The sequence below is a fragment of the Ruegeria sp. AM7 genome, from assembly GCF_056535965.1.
This window is the reverse complement of record NZ_JBQFJE010000003.1, coordinates 2,510,456-2,529,532: the sequence shown is the minus strand read 5'-3', so window position 1 is coordinate 2,529,532 and position 19,077 is coordinate 2,510,456. Positions and strand designations below refer to the sequence as shown.

General features: G+C 57.3%; 16 protein-coding genes, 1 pseudogene and 1 riboswitch. Of the genes and pseudogenes, 13 read left to right on the top strand and 4 right to left on the bottom strand.

Translation table 11 applies throughout. The features are described from left to right. Positions 1-41: 41 nt before the first annotated feature. Positions 42-299, bottom strand: coding sequence for a hypothetical protein (locus ACR3EG_RS16585; RefSeq protein ID WP_480497414.1), 258 nt, complete (start codon positions 297-299; stop codon positions 42-44). A gap of 1,081 nt (positions 300-1,380) precedes the next feature. On the opposite strand from ACR3EG_RS16585, the gene ACR3EG_RS16580 reads away from it, so the two are divergent. Both ACR3EG_RS16580 and ACR3EG_RS16575 read left to right on the top strand, forming a co-directional pair. Continuing rightward, the gene (locus ACR3EG_RS16580) at positions 1,381-2,562 is read left to right on the top strand and encodes an adenylate/guanylate cyclase domain-containing protein (RefSeq protein ID WP_480497412.1); all 1,182 of its coding nucleotides are present in this window, start codon (positions 1,381-1,383) and stop codon (positions 2,560-2,562) included. A 118-nt stretch (positions 2,563-2,680) separates the two neighbouring features. Further along, positions 2,681-3,766 carry a hypothetical protein gene (locus ACR3EG_RS16575; RefSeq protein WP_480545937.1) on the top strand — a complete coding sequence of 362 codons (1,086 nt, stop codon included), beginning with the start codon at positions 2,681-2,683 and terminating at the stop codon, positions 3,764-3,766. 537 nt (positions 3,767-4,303) lie between these two features. Here ACR3EG_RS16575 and ACR3EG_RS16570 read toward each other — a convergent pair. From ACR3EG_RS16570 to ACR3EG_RS16560, 3 genes are all read right to left on the bottom strand, one after another. After that, positions 4,304-4,993 carry a hypothetical protein gene (locus tag ACR3EG_RS16570; protein WP_480497409.1) on the bottom strand — a complete coding sequence of 230 codons (690 nt, stop codon included), beginning with the start codon at positions 4,991-4,993 and terminating at the stop codon, positions 4,304-4,306. Between the two features lie 142 nt (positions 4,994-5,135). Beyond that, a complete protein-coding gene (locus ACR3EG_RS16565) occupies positions 5,136-6,857 on the bottom strand; it encodes a phosphoenolpyruvate hydrolase family protein (protein WP_480497408.1) in 1,722 nt (573 codons plus the stop codon). Beyond that, positions 6,854-7,537, bottom strand: coding sequence for a phosphoenolpyruvate hydrolase family protein (locus ACR3EG_RS16560; RefSeq protein ID WP_480497406.1), 684 nt, complete (start codon positions 7,535-7,537; stop codon positions 6,854-6,856). The genes ACR3EG_RS16565 and ACR3EG_RS16560 overlap by 4 nt, the downstream gene beginning before the upstream one ends. A 149-nt stretch (positions 7,538-7,686) precedes the next feature. On the opposite strand from ACR3EG_RS16560, the gene ACR3EG_RS16555 reads away from it, so the two are divergent. The 11 genes and pseudogenes from ACR3EG_RS16555 to ACR3EG_RS16505 all read left to right on the top strand — a co-directional run bounded on the left by ACR3EG_RS16555 (position 7,687) and on the right by ACR3EG_RS16505 (position 19,070). Then, positions 7,687-8,553: a branched-chain amino acid ABC transporter permease gene (locus ACR3EG_RS16555; RefSeq protein ID WP_480497404.1), complete on the top strand. Its 867-nt coding sequence runs from the start codon at positions 7,687-7,689 to the stop codon at positions 8,551-8,553. After that, positions 8,550-9,518 carry a branched-chain amino acid ABC transporter permease gene (locus ACR3EG_RS16550; RefSeq protein ID WP_480497402.1) on the top strand — a complete coding sequence of 323 codons (969 nt, stop codon included), beginning with the start codon at positions 8,550-8,552 and terminating at the stop codon, positions 9,516-9,518. The genes ACR3EG_RS16555 and ACR3EG_RS16550 overlap by 4 nt, the downstream gene beginning before the upstream one ends. A 27-nt stretch (positions 9,519-9,545) precedes the next feature. Further along, a complete protein-coding gene (locus ACR3EG_RS16545; RefSeq protein ID WP_480497401.1) occupies positions 9,546-10,784 on the top strand; it encodes an ABC transporter substrate-binding protein in 1,239 nt (412 codons plus the stop codon). Then, positions 10,775-11,548 (top strand): ABC transporter ATP-binding protein, encoded by a 774-nt coding sequence (locus ACR3EG_RS16540; protein WP_480497399.1) that lies wholly within the window; start codon positions 10,775-10,777, stop codon positions 11,546-11,548. Before ACR3EG_RS16545 ends, ACR3EG_RS16540 begins: the two co-directional genes overlap by 10 nt. Beyond that, positions 11,538-12,257 carry an ABC transporter ATP-binding protein gene (locus tag ACR3EG_RS16535; RefSeq protein ID WP_480497397.1) on the top strand — a complete coding sequence of 240 codons (720 nt, stop codon included), beginning with the start codon at positions 11,538-11,540 and terminating at the stop codon, positions 12,255-12,257. Before ACR3EG_RS16540 ends, ACR3EG_RS16535 begins: the two co-directional genes overlap by 11 nt. A 14-nt stretch (positions 12,258-12,271) precedes the next feature. Then, positions 12,272-13,480 (top strand): Tm-1-like ATP-binding domain-containing protein, encoded by a 1,209-nt coding sequence (locus ACR3EG_RS16530; protein WP_480497395.1) that lies wholly within the window; start codon positions 12,272-12,274, stop codon positions 13,478-13,480. 1 nt (position 13,481) lies between these two features. Then, entirely contained in the window at positions 13,482-14,342 is an 861-nt protein-coding gene (locus tag ACR3EG_RS16525; protein WP_480497393.1) for a phosphoenolpyruvate hydrolase family protein, read from the top strand. 52 nt (positions 14,343-14,394) lie between these two features. Next, positions 14,395-14,793: a cupin domain-containing protein gene (locus ACR3EG_RS16520; protein ID WP_480497392.1), complete on the top strand. Its 399-nt coding sequence runs from the start codon at positions 14,395-14,397 to the stop codon at positions 14,791-14,793. 200 nt (positions 14,794-14,993) lie between these two features. After that, positions 14,994-15,113: riboswitch (TPP riboswitch) on the top strand. Between the two features lie 110 nt (positions 15,114-15,223). Next, positions 15,224-17,023 carry a phosphomethylpyrimidine synthase ThiC gene (gene thiC, locus ACR3EG_RS16515; RefSeq protein WP_480497390.1) on the top strand — a complete coding sequence of 600 codons (1,800 nt, stop codon included), beginning with the start codon at positions 15,224-15,226 and terminating at the stop codon, positions 17,021-17,023. Between the two features lie 280 nt (positions 17,024-17,303). Continuing rightward, positions 17,304-17,597: pseudogene (locus ACR3EG_RS16510) on the top strand (type III glutamate--ammonia ligase); the annotation flags it as partial. Between the two features lie 363 nt (positions 17,598-17,960). Further along, positions 17,961-19,070, top strand: a complete 1,110-nt coding sequence (locus ACR3EG_RS16505; RefSeq protein ID WP_480497388.1) for an aromatic ring-hydroxylating oxygenase subunit alpha — start codon at positions 17,961-17,963, stop codon at positions 19,068-19,070. Positions 19,071-19,077 lie beyond the last annotated feature (7 nt).

Sequence of the window (19,077 nt, the reverse complement as noted above, 5' to 3'; positions counted from 1 at the left end):
AAGTGCGCGGCAGAGTTATGGAATGCTTCCGCCGCACAAACTCACCAATAATAGTGGTGGGGCTTGCGCCCATCGGGCCAGACTAGGTCGTCAGGATCAGCGCCTTTCAGGATGCCGGACGCAAGAGCCTTGGATTTGCGTCTCGTTGGACGCGTGTGACAGGTGATGTCGTGATAGCGTGGCCAATTGCCAAGCCACCGGACATCATCCGGGTCTTTTCCGAGACGACGGCTCAGACCTAGGCGTGAGTACCCGTTCCCAAGCACGGTACGGGGACGTTTGCGTTTGTAATGGGCCATGTCATTGGCCTTTAATGCAGTTTCTGAACTACATGGCACCCTCCGTCGGTTGGCTCGCTGGTTTTGGGCTGGGCTCGGATAGACGGCCGAAAACGCAGCCGGTCTGAATATCGGACTGGGCGAACAAGATCAATGGGGCGGGAAAAAGCCGCTCAATGTGGTGTTAGGTGATTGGGCCGGTAGGCTGTGGACGGACGGACCACTCAACCGGAGAGCGCTTCACATAACACCCGTTCAGCGACGTTCTCGGTTCGTATCGGGAGCGCCAAACATCCTTGGGTTGGGAAATTCCCGGCGCTGTGACGGACCTTCAGCGCCCGGACTGACGTTAAATTTCTAACCGTCATCCTCCCTCTCGGCGAGTGACCTGTTCAAAGCCTCGAACAGGAGACGCTCCTCGCGGAGTGGCGTTTCACAGATGCTCCAGGCCCGCCTCGGGTCTGGCCAAAGCGTGTCGAACAGTTCTTCGGTCATTACGACGTGGGTCACCCTCCCAGCGTGGCGTAGGAATGTCGGACCCTCATCCGCCTGGTTCATCAGGCTAACGACGTTGTATTGGAGCGTTTCGATGTCGAAGCGTTTGCCTTGAATCGGGGGGAGATCTCGAAGTTTCATGTTTTCCTTTCATAAGCGCAACCCAACGGTCACGGAAACGCCCGCGTTGAGTGCGAATAGATGGAGAACATTCAGATCATGGCGTCAGCTAACACATCGACACTTCGCTGTCACCATCTTCACAGAAATCTGGAAACACGCCGTTCGATGCAGGTTAATGAGATCATCGCTATGCGGGACAAAGTGGAAGTTTGCGGTGTGGCTGCCAAAGTCTGCTATTGTTCCGGGCAATCAACAAACAATAACTTTGGATGGTGTTGCATTAGTCAAGAAATAGCATTCTCTGAGTTTTAGAGACGTTTTCCAGTAGGCTTGGCTACATTCTCTGACAAATGAAATCATTTCGCTTGAAAATAAGCTAAGCGCGCAGCGCCATCACCACTTGTTGATACAGCATCCAAAATCTGCCAGCATACTTTGAAATGTCCTACTTCGAACATCATGTGAGTATTTTTGCGAGTTTGATGTGTACAAAAACTCAAAGCGACTATTGACGATATTGGCGGCAGATGTTGCTGGGTTTACGAAGCTCGTTTCTGAGGATGAAGAGGCTACCCTACATCGTCTCGCAGAGCTTCGTTCGATTATGGATCCGATTATCAAGTCTTACGGAGGCAGGATCGCAAACACGGCAGGCGATAGCGTGCTGGCGTGTTTTGACAATCCCACCGGCGCGGTGGAAGCCGCTATTTCCATTCAAGAACAACACAATGCTAACAATGCTCAGCTTAGAACAAGCGACCGCATGAGGTACCGGATCGGTATCAATATTGGTGAGGTCGTTCAGCAACCCAACGGTGATTTGTTGGGTCACGGAGTAAATGTAGCATCCAGGCTTGAGACGATTTCGGAACCCGGTGGAATCTGTTTAGCCGAAAACGTTATTGAGCAAGTCAAAGGAAGCTTGGATTACCGCTTCACAAAAATCGGCGAGCATTTTGTCAAAAACCTTGATCAACCATTGAAGGTGTACAAAGTAGGTGAGGCCACCCTGCCAACCTACGAGAAAGCCGCGCGACGACTTCAGGCTTGGGTTCGTGGGCAGTACTTTTTGCCCCTCTTGTTCGCAGTTGTATTAATATCTATTGGCTTTTCAACCTTTGTCCTTCTGTCAAACAAATCCGACGAAGCCAAAAGTTTTGACCCTGAATACCTCGAGGACTTTCTGACCTTAGATCCATCTCCCGAAGAATTGCTCGAATTTTTTGATTTAGTAACCGTCGGCGAATACGAGGATTCGACTTACTACGTAATCAGAACGTGGGGCGCAGAATTTGAGATTCTTGAAAAGGTTTCCGAAGCCTTGGGTGGACACCTCGTTACCATCACTGACGGAGAAGAAAACGACTTTGTGTATCAACTGACGCTGGAAGATGATGGGCACTGGGCGTTTGAAGGAAACCTCGCTCTGGGACCATTAATTGGCTTGGTGCAGGACCCCGAAGGCGCGGAGCCTGATGGTGGCTGGGGATGGGCAAATAATGAGCCCATGAATTTCTCCAATTGGAAGCGGGGTAGTCCTGACAATAGCAGCGGCAATCAGGATTTCGGGAATTTTCAAGGTCCTAATGTTCCCAAAACCAGCCCTCTTTGGAACGACACAACAATATGGAAGCGTTCGTTTATAGTTGAGGTTCCCAAACCCTAATTCCGAGATGTACCAGTCACAGTTTTGCGGAAGGTTCATAATTCAAGCGTGGTGCTTGACTGAATCCAGAACACCTCACTAGCATCAGTGAAAAGTATTCTAGTGGAGTATTGGTGAAATGCGATCCTTTTTCGTTTTAATTTCAATATGTTGTGTTGGATTTTTGGACGCAAAACCCGTAATGGCCGATTTCGCAAACGCCCCAAAAAGACTGGAATTCTTCTCCGCGAATAGTTCCTACCGAAATGCCTGGTGCCCTGAACGTAAGCCTTCCAAATTCACAACCGCACCAATCACACAACCCTTCAAAACAGCATCCGGAAAAGACCGGCCTCCCGCTGTTTTCATGAATGAACTCGGCGCGGCAAATTCCCATCTACTCCGTACCGGTTCCAAGGCGGACGCCAGCCAGATCGCCGATCAGCTTGCGGCAGCCGCTCAGGCCAGATCATTCGAAAAACAAGGTTTGTACGATGGCGTGAAGATAGACGCAGCCTGGTGGCAAGCGAACATCCTGCTCAACTTGTCGATGGTGCACAGTTCACTAAGCGCACTTTTGGGAAAAAATGACCCAAGAGTTGTCGCAATTGCGGAGTGGGGAGATCGGCTTGCAGCAAGGGCAGGCTCAGTAGGCGGTTTCGAGCAGATGTACGGTAAAGAAGGCCATGCCGCCCGTGCGGCTGGGCTTTTGGCATGGGGTGCAGAAACAGGTAATCGAAAAGCGTTCAAAAAAGGTGAAAGAGATCTAGCATATCTAGCGCGGCAAATGCGCCCGAATGCCCCTTTGGCCGGTACATTTGACCAAGCTCGCAACAAACGTCCGGCCAAGCGGCAACTACACTACACGTTTATCACATACGGGTACCTCGTGCTTGCGATGGATGCATCGCGGCGTGGCGGTGGAAAAGGCTTTCGACATAAGAGCCGTCAGACAGATATCCATGGAGCATTGGTATGGCTTGTTCAGTCATCAGCTGCGCCGAATAACCCAGTTGGCTTAAGCGGTCCCCAAGATACATTTTTCTGGACTACGCGAAGCGATAGGTACCACAACCTTGCTTGGGCGGAGGTTTATCTTCGCAACTATCCCAGCACCGAAGCAGGACTGCTTTTGAAAAGAAAGCTCAAAGGCCAACGTTCGCGCGGTGTGTTTGCCGGGTGGTACGGTGGCAACCTGACCTGTTCTCTTGGCCCGGGCAGTTAGGGCCAACCAAATATCGTGAGTACCGCTTGTTTACGCTCGAATATGGGCGCGACAAAACGGGGAACCTATCATCACGTGCTATGTTCATTAAATTCATGGTGTAGCGTAGTGTGCAGGAAACACCGCCACCAGTGAGCTTGTGGTGCCAACCTCTCGGACAACGCGGTACAATGTTGATTGGTTTATTAGTCGTGGATGGAAACAAAGCCGACGTTCGTGCACCATGCAGTATCAGGCACTATGGGCTCTATTGAGACCTTAGCCGCAGCGTTGATGAAGGACCACTATTCAGATTGGGTCAGAAATGCTTGACGTTTGGGCCAGAATTAAATGACGCGATTTGCAGATTTATTGAGGTTTTGACTGTCGATTGAGTCAAATATCAGTGACGTTCCACAGTATCTTTGTCAGGCGACACATAGTTCTGCCACCAGCGACAGAACCTTGCCATTTTCGCCTCACTTCCTTCATCCAGAACCTAGACCGATTTCAATGATCCTGACTTCCCTTTTGGGAAAATCAGGGCTGATTGGCAGATCAGACGCCGAAGGCGCCTGTCCCTGCTGATCTGCCACGTGGCGAACGCGGATGGGGGCGAGGCAATGCTATTCGACAATGGTGGTGCGGCCCGCGGGCGTAGCTGAGGACACGGTGTTGTCTAATAGGGTTGCCCGAGGGGGAAGGCAGCGTCTTACCCCTGATGGCCGGGGGCGTTTGGCTTGTCCAAATCCCGCGGCCCAAAAACAAGTGCGGCAGTGCAGGCTGCGCCGGTATTTGTTGCGCCAGAACACGTTGCTTTTCAGAATATTGGGCGGGAATTCTACTGGTGACGGTCGCCGCCTGAATGGTCAGCGCGCCCGAGCCGCGGTTGTCTGCTTCGATCGCGTTCTGACGGCTCTGAACTGAGTCAGTGACTGTGACAGACAAATCCGTGCCGCTGCCAAAGATTAATGCGTTAATGCCAACAGAATTTGCGCTGGAGACTGCTGCAGTGTAGATGGTCAGGGCCCCGCTGCCCCGATTAGCCGTAGATATTCCATTATTTAGGGCATTGATGGTCCCGGATGAGGTGATCGAAAACGCGCCGCTTTCTCCGCCACTGTTGGCCGAAATGCCACTGCCACGGTCGCTTGCAATATCGCCCACATTTACGGTCAAATCCCCGCTGCCGCCATTGTAAGCGTTGATGCCATCATTGATGCTTGTGATAGCACCTGAAGCGATCATGGTGGCTCTTTTGGTTATCGCACCGGTGTTTGTGTTGTTTCTTGCGTCACAGAAATACGTGCGTTCGGGAACTCTGTCGGGGGCGGAAAAGGGCTAAACAACGCGATATGTGTGTCGCCAAGGGTGCTTTCGTTGATCCGCGCTATCCCTGTAGGCCGTGCTTCTTGATTTTGTTGTAAAGCGTGCGGGTGGTCATTCCAAGTTCCTGCGCAGTTTGTGCCCGACGGAAGCCGTTGCGCGCCAGCGCTTCAGCGATCCAGTCGCGCTCGGATGCCGGTGTGTTTGTCAGAGACTCCGGGATACTGATTTTCGAACCCGAGACGGGTTTCCGTCGCAGGAATTCGACATCTTTCAGATTGATTGTAGCTCCATCTGATTTGCGTACCGCCCGCTGGACCGCAAAGTACAGCTCTCTGACGTTGCCGGGCCAGTCATGTTCCAGCATCAGACGCAGCGCAGCGTTCGAGAATTTCGGCGTTTCACTGGTCACCTGTCGTCCGATATGCAGCGCGAGTTCAGGAATATCGTCGATGCGTTCGCGCAGGGGTGGCAGAGTGATCTCGTGACCAGAGATCCGGTGATACAAATCCGGACGAAAGGTTTTGTTCTCGACGGCGTCCAAAAGGTTTGGTGAGGACGTGGCAATGATCCTGGCCTCTGCCTTTCGCAGCGTGTGATCCCCGATCCGCTGGACCATCTTTTCATCGGTGAATTTCAGAATTTTGCCCTGATGATCCGGGCCAAGGGCCGTGATCTCGTCAAAGACAATGGTACTGCCGGACGCCTGCTCCAAAGCCCCGCGCTGACTGCTTGTGCCGCCAAATGTTCCCGCAGCCTTGCCAAGCAGATGAACGCCACCTTCCGGCCCGTCCAAGGCCGGGCAGTCCACGACCACAAGCTGCCTCCGGGCCGAGGGACCCGCCGCGTGCAAACGCTGAGCCGCCCGGCTTTTGCCGGTGCCGGTTTCGCCAATCAGCAAAACCGGGATGTCTTCATAAGCCAGATCGTCTAGTTCCTCGCGGATCATCTGCATCGTGTAGGAGGACCCAACCAGATCATGCGCGCTGCTTGAGGCGACGGTGGCGATGCGCGACAAGCTTGGAATAGCCGTAAAGCCCTTGGTCACTTCGTTGAGCGTTTGTTCGACCGGCAACCGATCCAGTGTCGATCCGGCCACGAAACCTTGCACGCCGCAAATCCGAGTGATCGCCAACGCCTCTTCGGGCGAGGTGATTGGCCCGCCGTGGCAGAGTTTGTCGACCGAAGCTGGAACACCCTCCAGCACACGCTCGATCTGTGCGGCCGCGGATTCCAGCGTCAGATGGGTGTTCACGCCAGTATCGCCGCTGGTAAAGCCGATATTCACGCAAATGGCAGTTGCTCCAACCTCGACCATTCTGCGGGCCTGCGCGTTGGTCTGAACGTAGACAAAGGACTCCATTCCGGCTTTTACGGCTTCTTCGACCAACGAAATTTCACGTTCAAGCCCCAGCCCTTCACGTTCGATCAACGCGCCCAAACGGCCATCAATCAAAGTGGTCGAAGGGAAATTACACACGCCGGCAAAGCCCAGATCACTGGTGCGCTGAACCAGCTCGGCGACATCCTGATTGGGATCACTTACGGAAAGACCCGCGAAAAGAGGTGCCGAACACCGCCCCAGCATTTCACGCTCGGCAAACTCAAAAACCCAGTCATTGGCGGCGCGTACCGGCAGGAAGCTGACCAGCGATGACGCGCCCTGCACCCGAAAACGGCCGGCATTGAGCGCCAGAAGATAATCCGCACCGGCTTTGTCAGCCGCTTTCGCTGTCAGCCCTGAACCAACAACCGCACCAAACAGGAAGCTTTTGGGGTGTTTCATGATGTGCCCGCCTCCAGCCAGACCAGACCGTCCACGGCCAGTGTGCTAAGCGGAACCGAATCTTCGTGCCAGGCAGAGGTGTAAGCAAGGATCGAAACGTCCTTGGCCTCGGCCCGGATTGCATCGATCAGACGCTGGAGCGACCCCAGCACCATGGCGCCACTTTCTTCACTCCTGACGTCAAGGATACCGGGATGTAACACCAACCGTGTCAGCCCTGCCCTAAGGGCGGTCCGGGCCTGATCCAATGAAAGAAAGAAAGCCATCGCCTGAAACCCGGCCTCCTGCGCCCGGGCGAGGAAATCATATTCGAATTCGGGGGATGCGGGGATCGTCGACATGGATTGCCGAAGTGTGCCGTCCAGTAAAATGGATGACGGCCAGTTTGTAACTCCCAGATACCCGATCTCGTGCAATCGCCCGAACATCGTCGCCTCGGAGCCAAAGGGATCGCTAGCGAGAAGAGCAGCCCAGTCGCCCTGTCGATGATTTTCGCGAACCTGGCGGTTGTGATCCATGCGGGGCATCACAAATGCCAAATCCGTCTGCGGAGGGGTCAGCCCATGCAGTGCCGGGCAGAAGATCCGGTTACTTTGATCTGGGGCTTCGGTTCTTGAACCAGTAAGTGCCATTTTGATCATGCGGTCATTTAGGAAGAAATCGCCGGAAATGAGAAGCATTTTCTGTTTTTTTCTTATTGAGGTGCGTACCTAGCGAATCGAAAAATTATAAAGCATTGATTATAAACATTTATTTTTTCGTGCTATCACTTATAGTATTGGCCGCTTTTCCGAAACTCATGTCATGGTTTCCGTCAACGGGAGGAATCATGACACTTTTTTTAATCGTCACCCTGAACGGGTTGACGCTTGCCGCGCTCTATTTTTTGGCGGCCAGCGGCTTCAGCCTGATCTTCGGGTTGATGCGAACCGTAAACATGGCGCATGGGGCTCTGCTTATGCTGGGTGGCTATGTCGGTTACAGCATCGTTGATGCGACAGGGTCGTGGGGCTTGGGCGTGGTCGGCGGAGGGCTGGCCGCCGCATTGGCCGGGGCCATCGTTCAGGCCGGAGTGCTGGGGTGGATGCAAGGCGATGAACTGCGTCAGACGCTCGCGTCTATAGCAATCTCGATCATCATGGCGGATTTGATGCTGTGGTATTGGGGTGGGCTGACATATCAGGTCGAACTCCCCGAGGCTCTGGCGGGCGGTCAACGCCTGCCGGTGCTGGGGGTGGGATACGCAAATATCCGACTGGCGCTGATGGCGTTTGCCTTGGCGACCGGATTGGCCCTTTGGTTCCTGATCCAGCGAACGCGTTTTGGCGCGGTGATCCGGGCGGGCGTGGATGATCAGGACATGCTGCGCGCGTTGGGATATCCGATCAACCGCATCTTTGTGCTGGTTTTCGCGCTGGGTGGGATGCTGGCCGGAATGGCAGGCGTCGTGGCGGCCAGCGCGTTGTCGATTGCGCCGGGTACGGATCTGCAGTTCCTGCTGTCCTCGCTGGTGGTGGTGATCGTCGGGGGCATGGGGTCGATCGGCGGGGCCGCTCTGGGTGCGCTGCTGGTGGGTCTGGCCGAGCAATACGGGCTGGCCTATGCGCCGACCTATGGCGTGGTCTTCACCTTTGCGATCATGGTTCTGGTGCTGGCGGTACGGCCGCAGGGCTTGCTGGGAAAGGCCGAGCTATGAGGCACGCGCTGATCCTGATCCCGCTGCTGGCTTTGCCCTTGGTGCTGAACGATTTCTGGCTGACGCAGGTGGCCACCCGGTCGCTGATCCTGGGCATCATGGCGCTGAGCCTGAGCTTTCTGGCCACCTATCTGGGTGTCGTGTCCTTTGCGCAGGCCACCATGGCCGGGATCGCGGGCTATACCATCGCCTATTTCGGCCCCAATAGCGTGGGGATTGGCGTGCAGCTGCCGTCCTGGGTCTCGATCCCGCTGGCGCTGTTGCTGGCCGTGCTGTCCGGGGGGCTGATCGGTCTGATCGCGCGCCGGTCGCGGGGGATCTATGCCATCATGATCACGTTGGCGATTGGGGTGGCGTTCTTCTACTTCACCCGCCAGAACTATACGCTGTTCAACGGTTGGACCGGGTTTTCCGGTGTCCGCGCACCCGAGATCGGCAGCCTCAGCTTGCGCGATCCGCTGGCTTTGTACCTGCTGTCGCTGGGTACGGCTGTGCTTGCGTTGGCGCTGGTCAGCAGCTTTGTCCGCTCGCCTCTGGGCCTGACCATTCAGGCGGTGCGTGATGCGCCGGGGCGGGTGCTGGCGCTGGGGATTTCCGTCACAACGCCCATCGTGGCCGCCTTTGCTTTTTCCGGTCTGCTCGCCGGGGCTGGGGGCATTCTGAACGTCTGGTATCAGGAGCGGATCTCATCCTTTTCGGTGGGTTTGGGGCCGATCATCGACATCCTCATCATCGCCGTCATCGGCGGTCTGCGCCACCCGGCAGGTGCGTTTATCGGCGCTGTGGTCTTTGTCCTGCTAGACACGTTCGCCGTCGACCTGATCGACCGGGAACGGTTCAACACGCTGATCGGCGTTGTGCTGCTGCTGATCGTGATCGTGGCCCCGGGGGGGCTGCAACAATTGGCAAGCGACTGGATGGCTCGGTTGTGCCGTCCAGAAGTCAAAGAAAAATCAACTGTCTGAGCACACTCATAGGGAGGAACCTAAGAAATGAATAAGCTCAAAATGGCTGCATCCGCGCTCGCGCTTTGCGCAATGGCGGTCCCGGCATCTGCCGAGGAAGTGAAAATCGGCGTGATCTCAATTCTCGAAGGCGCGTTTGCCGCCTTGGGTCAGGACGGGATCCGCGGTGCGGAACTGGCGGTTCTGGAAACCGGTGGAGAGGTCGACGGCAACACAATCGAAGTCATCACCATGTCGTCCGACGCCAGCCCCGACAGTGCCGTGAACGCAGCCCGCAAACTGATCGAGCAAGACGGGGTGGACATCATCGTTGGCCCGCTGTCCGGGTCCGAGGGTCTGGCCCTGCGCGATCTGTCGAAATCCTATCCCGGCGTGACTTTCCTGAACGGATCGAGCGCGGCACAGGATACAACCCTGCGCGACAGTTCTGACGACTTCTACCGCTTCGGCGGCGACGGCGCACAGTGGATGGTCGGCGTGGGCGACTATGCCTATAACGACATGGGCTATAAAACCGTGGCCGTGATCGCCGAGGATTATTCCTTTCCCTACACGCAGGTTCTGGGTTTCATGACCGAGTTCTGCGAGGCGGGCGGCAAGGTGCCCGAGAAATTCTGGACGCCGATTGGCAACAAGGACTATTCCTCGGTCGTCTACTCGATCCCGCAGGATGTCGATGCGCTGTTCGTGGCGCTAGGTGGCGCGGATGCGGTCAACTTCCTGACGCAATACAGCCAGGCGGGTGGCGACAAGCCGATCATCGGCGGCTCGATCACCATCGACCAGTCGATCCTGGAATCCAAAGGCCCGTTCAAGAAACTGCTGGTCGGCGCCCCCGCAGGCACCCCGACGGTCAGCGATTTTGAAGGCGACGAATGGAAGGCCTTTACCGCCAGCTATACCGAAGCCTTCCCCGATGGCTTCTCGGCCCCCTCGCTGTTTGCGCATCACTACTACATGAGCGCCAAGGCCGCGATGCTGGCTCTGGACGAGGTGGATGGCGACCTGTCCGACAATCAGGCGGCCTTCCGGGCGGCGCTGAACGACCTGACCTTTACCACTCCGACCGGCGGCACCATGCGGCTGGACAAGAACCGCAACGGCGTGATCGACAACTTTGTCACCGAGGTTTACGAGCGTGAAGACGGCACGCTGGGCAACCGCGTGGTCAAGGTTGTGCGCGACGTGGATCAGCTGCTGGGACAGGACGAAGAGACGTTCCTGGCATCCGGTCCGGTCAGCCGGGACAACCCTTCGTGCCCGTAAACCACTCACATACCAATGCCAATGCCCTGGAGGTCCGGGGCATTGGCAAACGCTTTGGCGGGTTCTGGGCGGTGCAGGATATCGACCTGACCGTCCGTCCCGGCGAACGGCGCGCGATCCTCGGGCCAAACGGGGCGGGCAAGACCAGCCTGTTCAACGTATTGACCGGGGATACCAGCGCCACGGCCGGCTCGATCACGCTGTTTGGCGACAGCGTCACGCGCGAGCCGATCAACAAAAGAATTCAACGCGGGCTGCGCCGCACCTATCAGCACGCCCATCTGTTCAATGGCCTGACCGTGCGCGACACGCTGTTTCTGGCGGTGGCCGGGGTACGCGGCGGATGGCGGCAGGTGCTGCCGCTGCGGGCGGGAGATGACCGGCTGGCCAGCGCCGAACAGCTGGCCGAAACCGCAGGTGTGACCGATGTGCTGGACCGCGAAGTGTCCGAGCTCAGCCACGGTCAGCGCCGCCAGCTGGAGATCGGCATCGCGCTGGCCGAGAACCCGAAAATCCTGCTGCTGGATGAACCGGCGGCGGGGCTGTCACCGGCCGAACGGCCGAAACTCAGCGCCTTGCTGATGTCGCTGCCCAGGGATGTGACCGTGGTGCTGATCGAACATGACATGGATATCGCGCTGCAAACCTCAGAAAGCGTTTCGGTACTGTATAACGGGCGCATGCTGGCCGAAGGCTCGCCCGATGACATTATGCGCAACGAAGAGGTGCACCGCGTCTATATTGGGGGTGCCCATGGCCACTGACGCTCTGCTGAAAATCCGCAGTCTGGACCTGCGCTATGGCTCCAGCCATGTGCTGCACGGGGTCGACCTGCAGCTTGGGGACCGGCCGCTTGGCATTCTGGGCCGCAACGGCATGGGCAAAACCAGCCTGTGCAACGCGGTGATGGGGCTGCATCCGCATTCGGCCGGGGAAATCCGCTTTGATGGCACCGATATCTCGGGGCTTGCGCCCGAACACCGGGCGCAGATGGGGATCGGATATGTGCCGCAGGGGCGGCGCGTGTTCCGGTCGCTGACGGTTGAGGAACATCTGAAGATCGTCGAACGCAAGGGCGGCGCGTGGTCGATTGACCGGGTGTACCAGACCTTTCCGCGCCTGAAGGAACGCCGCCGCAATCTGGGCGACCGGCTGTCGGGGGGCGAACAGCAGATGCTGGCGATTGGCCGCGCGCTGCTGCTGAACCCGCGCCTGATGGTGCTGGATGAACCGACCGAGGGGCTGGCCCCCGCCATCGTCTCGGATGTGATTGACCTGATCGAGCTGATCGCGGGCGAAGGCATTGCGGTGTTGCTGGTCGAACAGAACATGCATGCGGCGCTGGCCGCCGTGCAGGACGTGGCCATCATGGTCGGCGGAGAAGTTGTCGAGCGGATGACGGCAGAGGCGCTGGAAAACGATCCGGCGATGCAGAAACGCCATCTGGGGCTGGAACCCGGACAATCGGGCTGAGGGAGGGAGAGACGATGACAAAAAGAGCTTACATTGTCGGAACCGCCGATACCAAAAGGCCGGAACTGCGCTATGTGCGCGACCTGATCGATGCGGCGGGGATCGAAACCGTGCTGGTCAATGTCGGCACCAAAGGCGGCGAGGCCGGCGTGGATGTGACCGCCGCCAGTGTCGCCGCGTGTCATCCTGACGGTCCCGCGGCGGTGTTCGTGAATGATCGCGGGCAGGCCGTGACCGAGATGTCGCGCGCGCTCAGCGCCTTTGTGCTGGGCCGCGACGATCTGGGTGGCATCATTGGGCTGGGCGGCTCGGGCGGCTCGGGGATCATCGCGCCTGCCATGCAGGCTTTGCCCATCGGCGTGCCCAAGGTGCTGGTCTCGACGCTGGCCTCGGGCGACGTGTCGGCCTATGTGGGCGCGTCGGATGTGAACATGTTCCACCCGGTGACGGATGTATCGGGGCTGAACCGCGTCTCGCGCCGGTTGCTGGGCAACGCGGCGCACGCGCTGGCGGGGATGATGGCCAACCCGGTGCCCGAAGCCCCCGATGACCGGCCCGCTCTGGTCCTGTCCATGTTCGGGGTGACAACCCCGGCGGTGCAGGCGATCACCGACGGTCTGTCCGATGACTTTGACTGTCTGGTCTTTCACGCCACCGGCAGCGGTGGCCGCTCGATGGAGCAGCTGGTCGATCAGGGCGATGTGGCCGGGGTGCTGGACATCACCACCACCGAAATCTGCGACCTGATCGTGGGCGGTTTTCTCAGCGCGGGCGAGGACCGGCTCGACAGCATCGCACGCACGAAATTGCCCTATGTGGGTTCGTGCGGGGCACTGGACATGGCGAATTTCTGGGCGCCTGACTCGGTGCCCGCGCAGTTCAAGAACCGGAACTTCTATCACCACAACGCGCAGGTCACCCTGATGCGTTCGACGCCCGAAGAATGCGCGCAGATCGGCACGTGGATCGGCAACAAGCTGAACGCCTGTGACGGCCCGGTCCGGTTCCTACTGCCGCTGCGCGGGGTCTCGGCGCTGGATACCGAGGGTGGGGCCTTTCACGACCCAGCCGCAAACGAGGCGCTGTTTCAGGCGCTGCGCGATACGGTGAACCAGACCCCCAACCGGCAGCTGGTCGAGCTTGACATGCACATCAACGATCCCGCCTTTGCCGAGGCCGCGATCAGCAATTTCAAAGAAATCTACACCAAGAAGGATACCTGATATGGCAGTCACGGGACGCGCAGACATCCTCGGCCGCTTGCGGGCAAAGATCGCCGCTGGCAAGGTCATCACCGGCGGCGGGGCAGGCACCGGCCTGTCCGCCAAATGCGAAGAGGCCGGCGGCATCGACCTGATCGTCATCTACAACTCGGGCCGTTACCGCATGGCCGGGCGCGGATCGCTGGCGGGCTATATGTCTTACGGCAATGCCAACGAGATTGTCGTTGATATGGGGCGCGAGGTACTGCCCGTGGTCAAGAACACGCCTGTTCTGGCCGGGGTGAATGCCACTGATCCCTTCTGCATCATGGACAAGTTTCTGGACGATCTGGCCGCGATGGGCTTTGCCGGGGTGCAGAACTTTCCCACCGTCGGCATCATTGACGGCCGCTTTCGGCGCGAGCTTGAGGCGACCGGTATGTCTTATGACATGGAAGTCGAGATGATCGCCAAGGCGCATGAGCGCGACCTGCTGACCACACCCTATGTGTTCAGCGCAGACAACGCGGCAGAAATGGCCAAGGCGGGCGCGGATGTAATCGTGGCGCATTTCGGTCTGACAACCGGTGGGGCCATCGGGGCCGGAGACAGCGCACCTGACATTGCCGAATGCGCCCGGCTTTACAATGAATGGGCCGCCGCTGCGCGGGCCCATCGCGACGATCTGATCTTTATCTGCCACGGCGGTCCTTTGGCCGAGCCGGAAGATGCGCAGAAATTCCTGAACCTCTGCCCCGATTGCCACGGCTTCTATGGTGCGTCATCCATGGAGCGCCTGCCGACTGAACGCGCAATCACCGAACAAACCAAGGAGTTCGGAAGACTGACCCGTGGTGCCGTACGATCGGAAGGCGCCGCCTGAAGACCTGAACCTGCGCTGCGATCGCATAACTGAAAAACATCGGAGAACATTGATGACCGGAAAATTCATGCTGTCCGCGGACACGCCGCAAGAGGTGCTTGACTGGGGCAAATTGCGGTGGATGAGCAACCCGCCGTCAACAGGCGCGGGTCAGCTTACTGTGCTTGAAGTCAGCGTCGAACCCGGACAGGGCCACAATTTCCACAAACACCCAGATCAGGAAGAAGTCATCTATTGTGTCGCCGGAAAGGTTGAACAATGGCTGGGCGAAGAAAAGCGCGAAATGGGACCGGGGGATTCAGTTTTTATCGGTGCGGACGTGGTCCATGCGACGTTCAATATTGGCGACAGCGATGCGACGCTGTTGGCCATTTTGGGGCCATGCGTCGGAGAAATGGGGTATGAGATTGAAGATGTCGCCGATCAGGCCCCCTGGAACGGGTTGCGGTAGATATCCGCAACCGACGTGCCGTGCTCGTCCTTTTTCAGAATGAGCGCCTTCGGTCCTTCTTCCAGCCGGAAACACCTGGCAGAAAACTCCGGCTTACAGCACACCGGTTTTCAGGAGGCAGAGCAAACGAAACCCCACACCCTATAGCTCCGACGAAAGCAGATGCTTCGCGTTGTTACCCAATACAAATTGGGGTACATTTTTTCTTGCAGGGGAGTCCCACCGAGGGGACTGAGAGGCTGACGGGGCATTGCCCGGCGACGCGACCCTTTGAACCTGACCCAGTTGATACTGGCGTAGGAAGCTAGGGTACGCAGGCCAGGGATTCGGGCAGGCGTTCTCCGAATAAGGGGGCCATACACCCCCTCGTTTCCCCAAGCCACAACTCATCTGGTCTCTTTTTGAGTTGAATTGCTTGAGGAGCACCAACATGAATGGCCCCAACCCCAAAATCACTACGGGTGAATTGCCCGCTTCGAGAAAGATCTACGTGAATGGAGCGCTGCATCCGGAAATCCGCGTCCCCATGCGTGAAATCTCTGTCCACCCGACAGCGGGAGAACCGCCGCTGCCCGTCTATGACAGCTCGGGTCCTTACACCGATCCGAGCGTTGTCACCGACATTCGTCAGGGCCTGGCACCGCTGCGCCGCAAGTGGATCGAGGCACGCGGTGACGTCGAAGAATATGATGGCCGCGAGATTAAACCTGAGGATAACGGATTTGTCGAAGGAGACCGGCTGACTCCGGAATTTCCGGTGCGCACACGGCCTTTGCGGGCAACAGATAGCAAGGCGGTGACGCAGCTTGCGTATGCTCGCGCCGGTATCGTGACACCAGAGATGGAGTTTATTGCGATCCGTGAAAACCAGTTGCGCGAGGCTGTGGCTGAACAACGCGAAGGCAATGATTGGGGTGCCAATATCCCGAATTATGTGACCCCGGAATTTGTGCGGGATGAGGTCGCCGCAGGTCGTGCAATCATTCCCGCCAATATCAACCACCCCGAAAGCGAACCTATGATTATCGGGCGCAACTTTCTGGTCAAAATCAATGCCAATATGGGCACATCTGCAGTGACCTCCTCGATGGAAGAGGAGGTGGATAAGATGGTCTGGTCAATTCGCTGGGGTGCCGACACGGTGATGGACCTGTCGACTGGCCGCAACATCCATAACACCCGTGAATGGATCATCCGCAACTCGCCGGTTCCGATCGGCACAGTGCCGCTCTATCAGGCGCTGGAGAAGGTGAGCGGGATCGCCGAGGACCTGACGTGGGAGGTGTTCCGCGACACATTGATCGAGCAGGCCGAACAGGGCGTGGATTACTTTACCATTCATGCGGGCGTTCGTTTGCATATGGTTCCGATGACCGTGAACCGTGTGACTGGCATCGTCTCGCGTGGTGGGTCGATCATGGCCAAGTGGTGCTTGCATCATCACAAGGAAAGCTTCCTGTATGAGCATTTCGACGAAATCTGCGACATTTGCCGCACCTATGACGTATCGTTCAGCCTCGGGGACGGTCTGCGTCCCGGCTCTATCGCGGATGCCAATGACGCGGCGCAATTCGCCGAGTTGGAAACGCTGGGCGAGTTGACCAGGATCGCCTGGGCAAAGGATTGTCAGGTGATGATCGAAGGCCCCGGCCATGTGGCGATGCATAAGATCAAGGAGAACATGGACAAGCAACTGGAGTGTTGCCACGAGGCACCTTTTTACACGCTTGGGCCCCTGACCACCGACATCGCGCCGGGCTATGATCACATCACAAGCGGCATCGGCGCGGCAATGATCGGTTGGTTCGGTTGTGCGATGCTTTGCTATGTCACGCCCAAGGAACATCTGGGTCTGCCGGATCGGGATGATGTGAAAACCGGTGTCATCACCTACAAGATTGCTGCGCATGCGGCGGATCTGGCCAAAGGATTGCCAGGCGCGCAACGTCGCGATGACGCCTTGTCGCGCGCCCGGTTCGAATTCCGTTGGGAAGATCAGTTCAACCTGTCGCTCGACCCCGACACCGCGCGCGAATTCCACGACCAGACCTTGCCGAAACAAGCCCACAAGGTGGCGCATTTCTGTTCAATGTGCGGGCCAAAATTCTGCTCGATGCGCATCAGCCACGATATCCGCTTCGAAGCACAGAAAGAAGGGATGGAGGCAATGGCGGCGCGTTTCCGAGAAGGCGGTGATCTCTACGTTCCATTGGAACCTAAACAGAGCTGAAAACTGTCGCCGGAGCCGAGTCTAGGCTCCGGCGACACCTGCAAACTGCGGACCGAACCCGAGTCAATCTGGCGATGGTGTCGGCAAATGCGCATGGGGGCATAAATCATCATCGTCCAATACTTCAGTGGATTCTACAATCCTAGACGAGGGCACTCAGCCTTGAGCTGAAAAAGATTGGTTGCCCTTGGGATCTGTTCCAGCTGGGGCCCCAATGACACCTTAAGATCGGATGTCATCAGATTTTCACCTGTATTGGCTCTGTCGCTAACTTCGCGCCTACCTATTGCTGGCGGTGATCATCGCGGTGGGTCTGTCCGGCATCCGATCCAAAGCGGATCCAGGCAAGCACTGGGACATCGACATGTATGCCGAAGGCCGCAGTGTACACGTGGTGCCCAAACTGCCACCGTACACGCTAGACGCCCTGCGTGAATACGACAAGGACAAAGAATTGAAGGCGATGATGGAGGCCGAATTCTCATCCGCGCACCTGTATATGAAACATCTGGTATGGAATTCGTTCTTGTCGCATTATTCGCGTTGGGAAAAAGACAACACGCTGGACACTTGACCGAGCAGGGCGCCCTGTTTTTGCCCTGCTGCCGATGGGGTAGGGGTCTTTGGTGATGTCCGTCGCCTCTGGCCGACACCGCGATTCTGCAGATACCCCAAACCTCCTCTCGAAATTGATAGACGTGACCCGGCTGCCCTAAAGCATCTGGATCACTCCTTTGTGAGGATAGTACGAAATCGACAGATCAATGATCTAAATACGACATAAAATTGTCTTTACGTCAAAAACGCCTAATGAATTCGTAAAAATAAGTGGACAGAGTGAATATTTCGCAGTTCACTTCCTGACAGCCGCATTGGACACACACTCGCAGCCCACCCGCGATTTTGGTTTTGAAACCCTACGTCAGGAACTTGAACGATGAATACGATCACTTCGTTGCTTGAGTCTTTTTACGAAGAAACCACACCCAAACGGGGCTTGCCTGCGGCGGCCTACAAGGATGCGGAATTCTGGGAGGCGGAATGCGCCTCGGTCTTTACCCGCAACTGGGTCTGTGTCGGGTTTGTCCATGAATTGCAGGCCGCCGGGGATGCGGTGCCGGTCACGCTGGCCGGGCATCCGCTGCTTTTGGTCCGCAATATGACGGGCGAAATCCGGGCGTTTCACAATATCTGTCGCCATCGCTGCCTAACGCTGGTGGATGCGCCCAAGAATGTGGGCAAGCTGATCCGCTGCCCATATCACGCCTGGGCCTATGATTTGGACGGGAAACTGCGCGCCGCACCCCATTTCGGCGGTGTAAACGAGCATCAGGCTGAAGGGTTCGACGCGTCGCAAAACAGCCTTGTGCCGGTGCGCAGCCATGTCTGGAACGATTGGGTTTTTGTTAATCTCGACGGCAACGCACCGGATTTCAATGCCTATTCCGCCTCGATGCAGGCGCGTCTGGAGGGCATCGACTGGGACAAGGTCGATTGTATTGGAACGCTCGATTTCGGAGAGATCGCATGCAACTGGAAGTTCGTCATGGAGAACTTCATCGAACCCTATCACGTGCAGTTCGTCCATGCCTCGACCACGGATCAGCCGCTTGCCGACCACTATACCATCGTTGACGGCAACTGCCTTGGCAGTGCGGTCGATCTGGATGAAGAGATCGGGACATCCGGCAGTCTGGGGGTCAGCTCGCGCTATCTGACGCTGTATCCCAACTTCATTCTGGGTCGGTATTTTCCCGACCAGATGGGGGTTTACCTGAACATTCCAACTGGTCCGGGGACGATGGTCCAGAAAAGGGCGCTTTACACCACCGAGGGTCAGACCCTGACACCCGACGCGATCGAAGGCCTCAAAAAGCTGTGGTGGGACGTGCACAAGGAAGATCACGAGATGACCGAGCGACTGCAACTTGGTCGGTCATCGACCGTTTCCAAGGCCGGGGGCGTGTTGTCGCCCGCGTGGGAAGACAGCGTGCGCGCCTTTCAGGAACTGGTGGCGCAGGATGTGACCACACTCGAAAAACACTGAATCGAGG

Excerpts from the sequence above, each read along its gene's own strand:
- ACR3EG_RS16585 (WP_480497414.1), bottom strand. The coding sequence starts at position 299 with ATGGCCCATTACAAACGCAAACGTCCCCGTACCGTGCTTGGGAACGGG.
- ACR3EG_RS16575 (WP_480545937.1), top strand. The coding sequence starts at position 2,681 with ATGCGATCCTTTTTCGTTTTAATTTCAATATGTTGTGTTGGATTTTTG.
- ACR3EG_RS16570 (WP_480497409.1), bottom strand. The coding sequence starts at position 4,993 with ATGATCGCTTCAGGTGCTATCACAAGCATCAATGATGGCATCAACGCT.
- ACR3EG_RS16565 (WP_480497408.1), bottom strand. The coding sequence starts at position 6,857 with ATGAAACACCCCAAAAGCTTCCTGTTTGGTGCGGTTGTTGGTTCAGGG.
- ACR3EG_RS16560 (WP_480497406.1), bottom strand. The coding sequence starts at position 7,537 with ATGCTTCTCATTTCCGGCGATTTCTTCCTAAATGACCGCATGATCAAA.
- ACR3EG_RS16555 (WP_480497404.1), top strand. The coding sequence starts at position 7,687 with ATGACACTTTTTTTAATCGTCACCCTGAACGGGTTGACGCTTGCCGCG.
- ACR3EG_RS16550 (WP_480497402.1), top strand. The coding sequence starts at position 8,550 with ATGAGGCACGCGCTGATCCTGATCCCGCTGCTGGCTTTGCCCTTGGTG.
- ACR3EG_RS16545 (WP_480497401.1), top strand. The coding sequence starts at position 9,546 with ATGAATAAGCTCAAAATGGCTGCATCCGCGCTCGCGCTTTGCGCAATG.
- ACR3EG_RS16535 (WP_480497397.1), top strand. The coding sequence starts at position 11,538 with ATGGCCACTGACGCTCTGCTGAAAATCCGCAGTCTGGACCTGCGCTAT.
- ACR3EG_RS16530 (WP_480497395.1), top strand. The coding sequence starts at position 12,272 with ATGACAAAAAGAGCTTACATTGTCGGAACCGCCGATACCAAAAGGCCG.
- ACR3EG_RS16525 (WP_480497393.1), top strand. The coding sequence starts at position 13,482 with ATGGCAGTCACGGGACGCGCAGACATCCTCGGCCGCTTGCGGGCAAAG.
- ACR3EG_RS16520 (WP_480497392.1), top strand. The coding sequence starts at position 14,395 with ATGACCGGAAAATTCATGCTGTCCGCGGACACGCCGCAAGAGGTGCTT.
- thiC (WP_480497390.1), top strand. The coding sequence starts at position 15,224 with ATGAATGGCCCCAACCCCAAAATCACTACGGGTGAATTGCCCGCTTCG.
- ACR3EG_RS16505 (WP_480497388.1), top strand. The coding sequence starts at position 17,961 with ATGAATACGATCACTTCGTTGCTTGAGTCTTTTTACGAAGAAACCACA.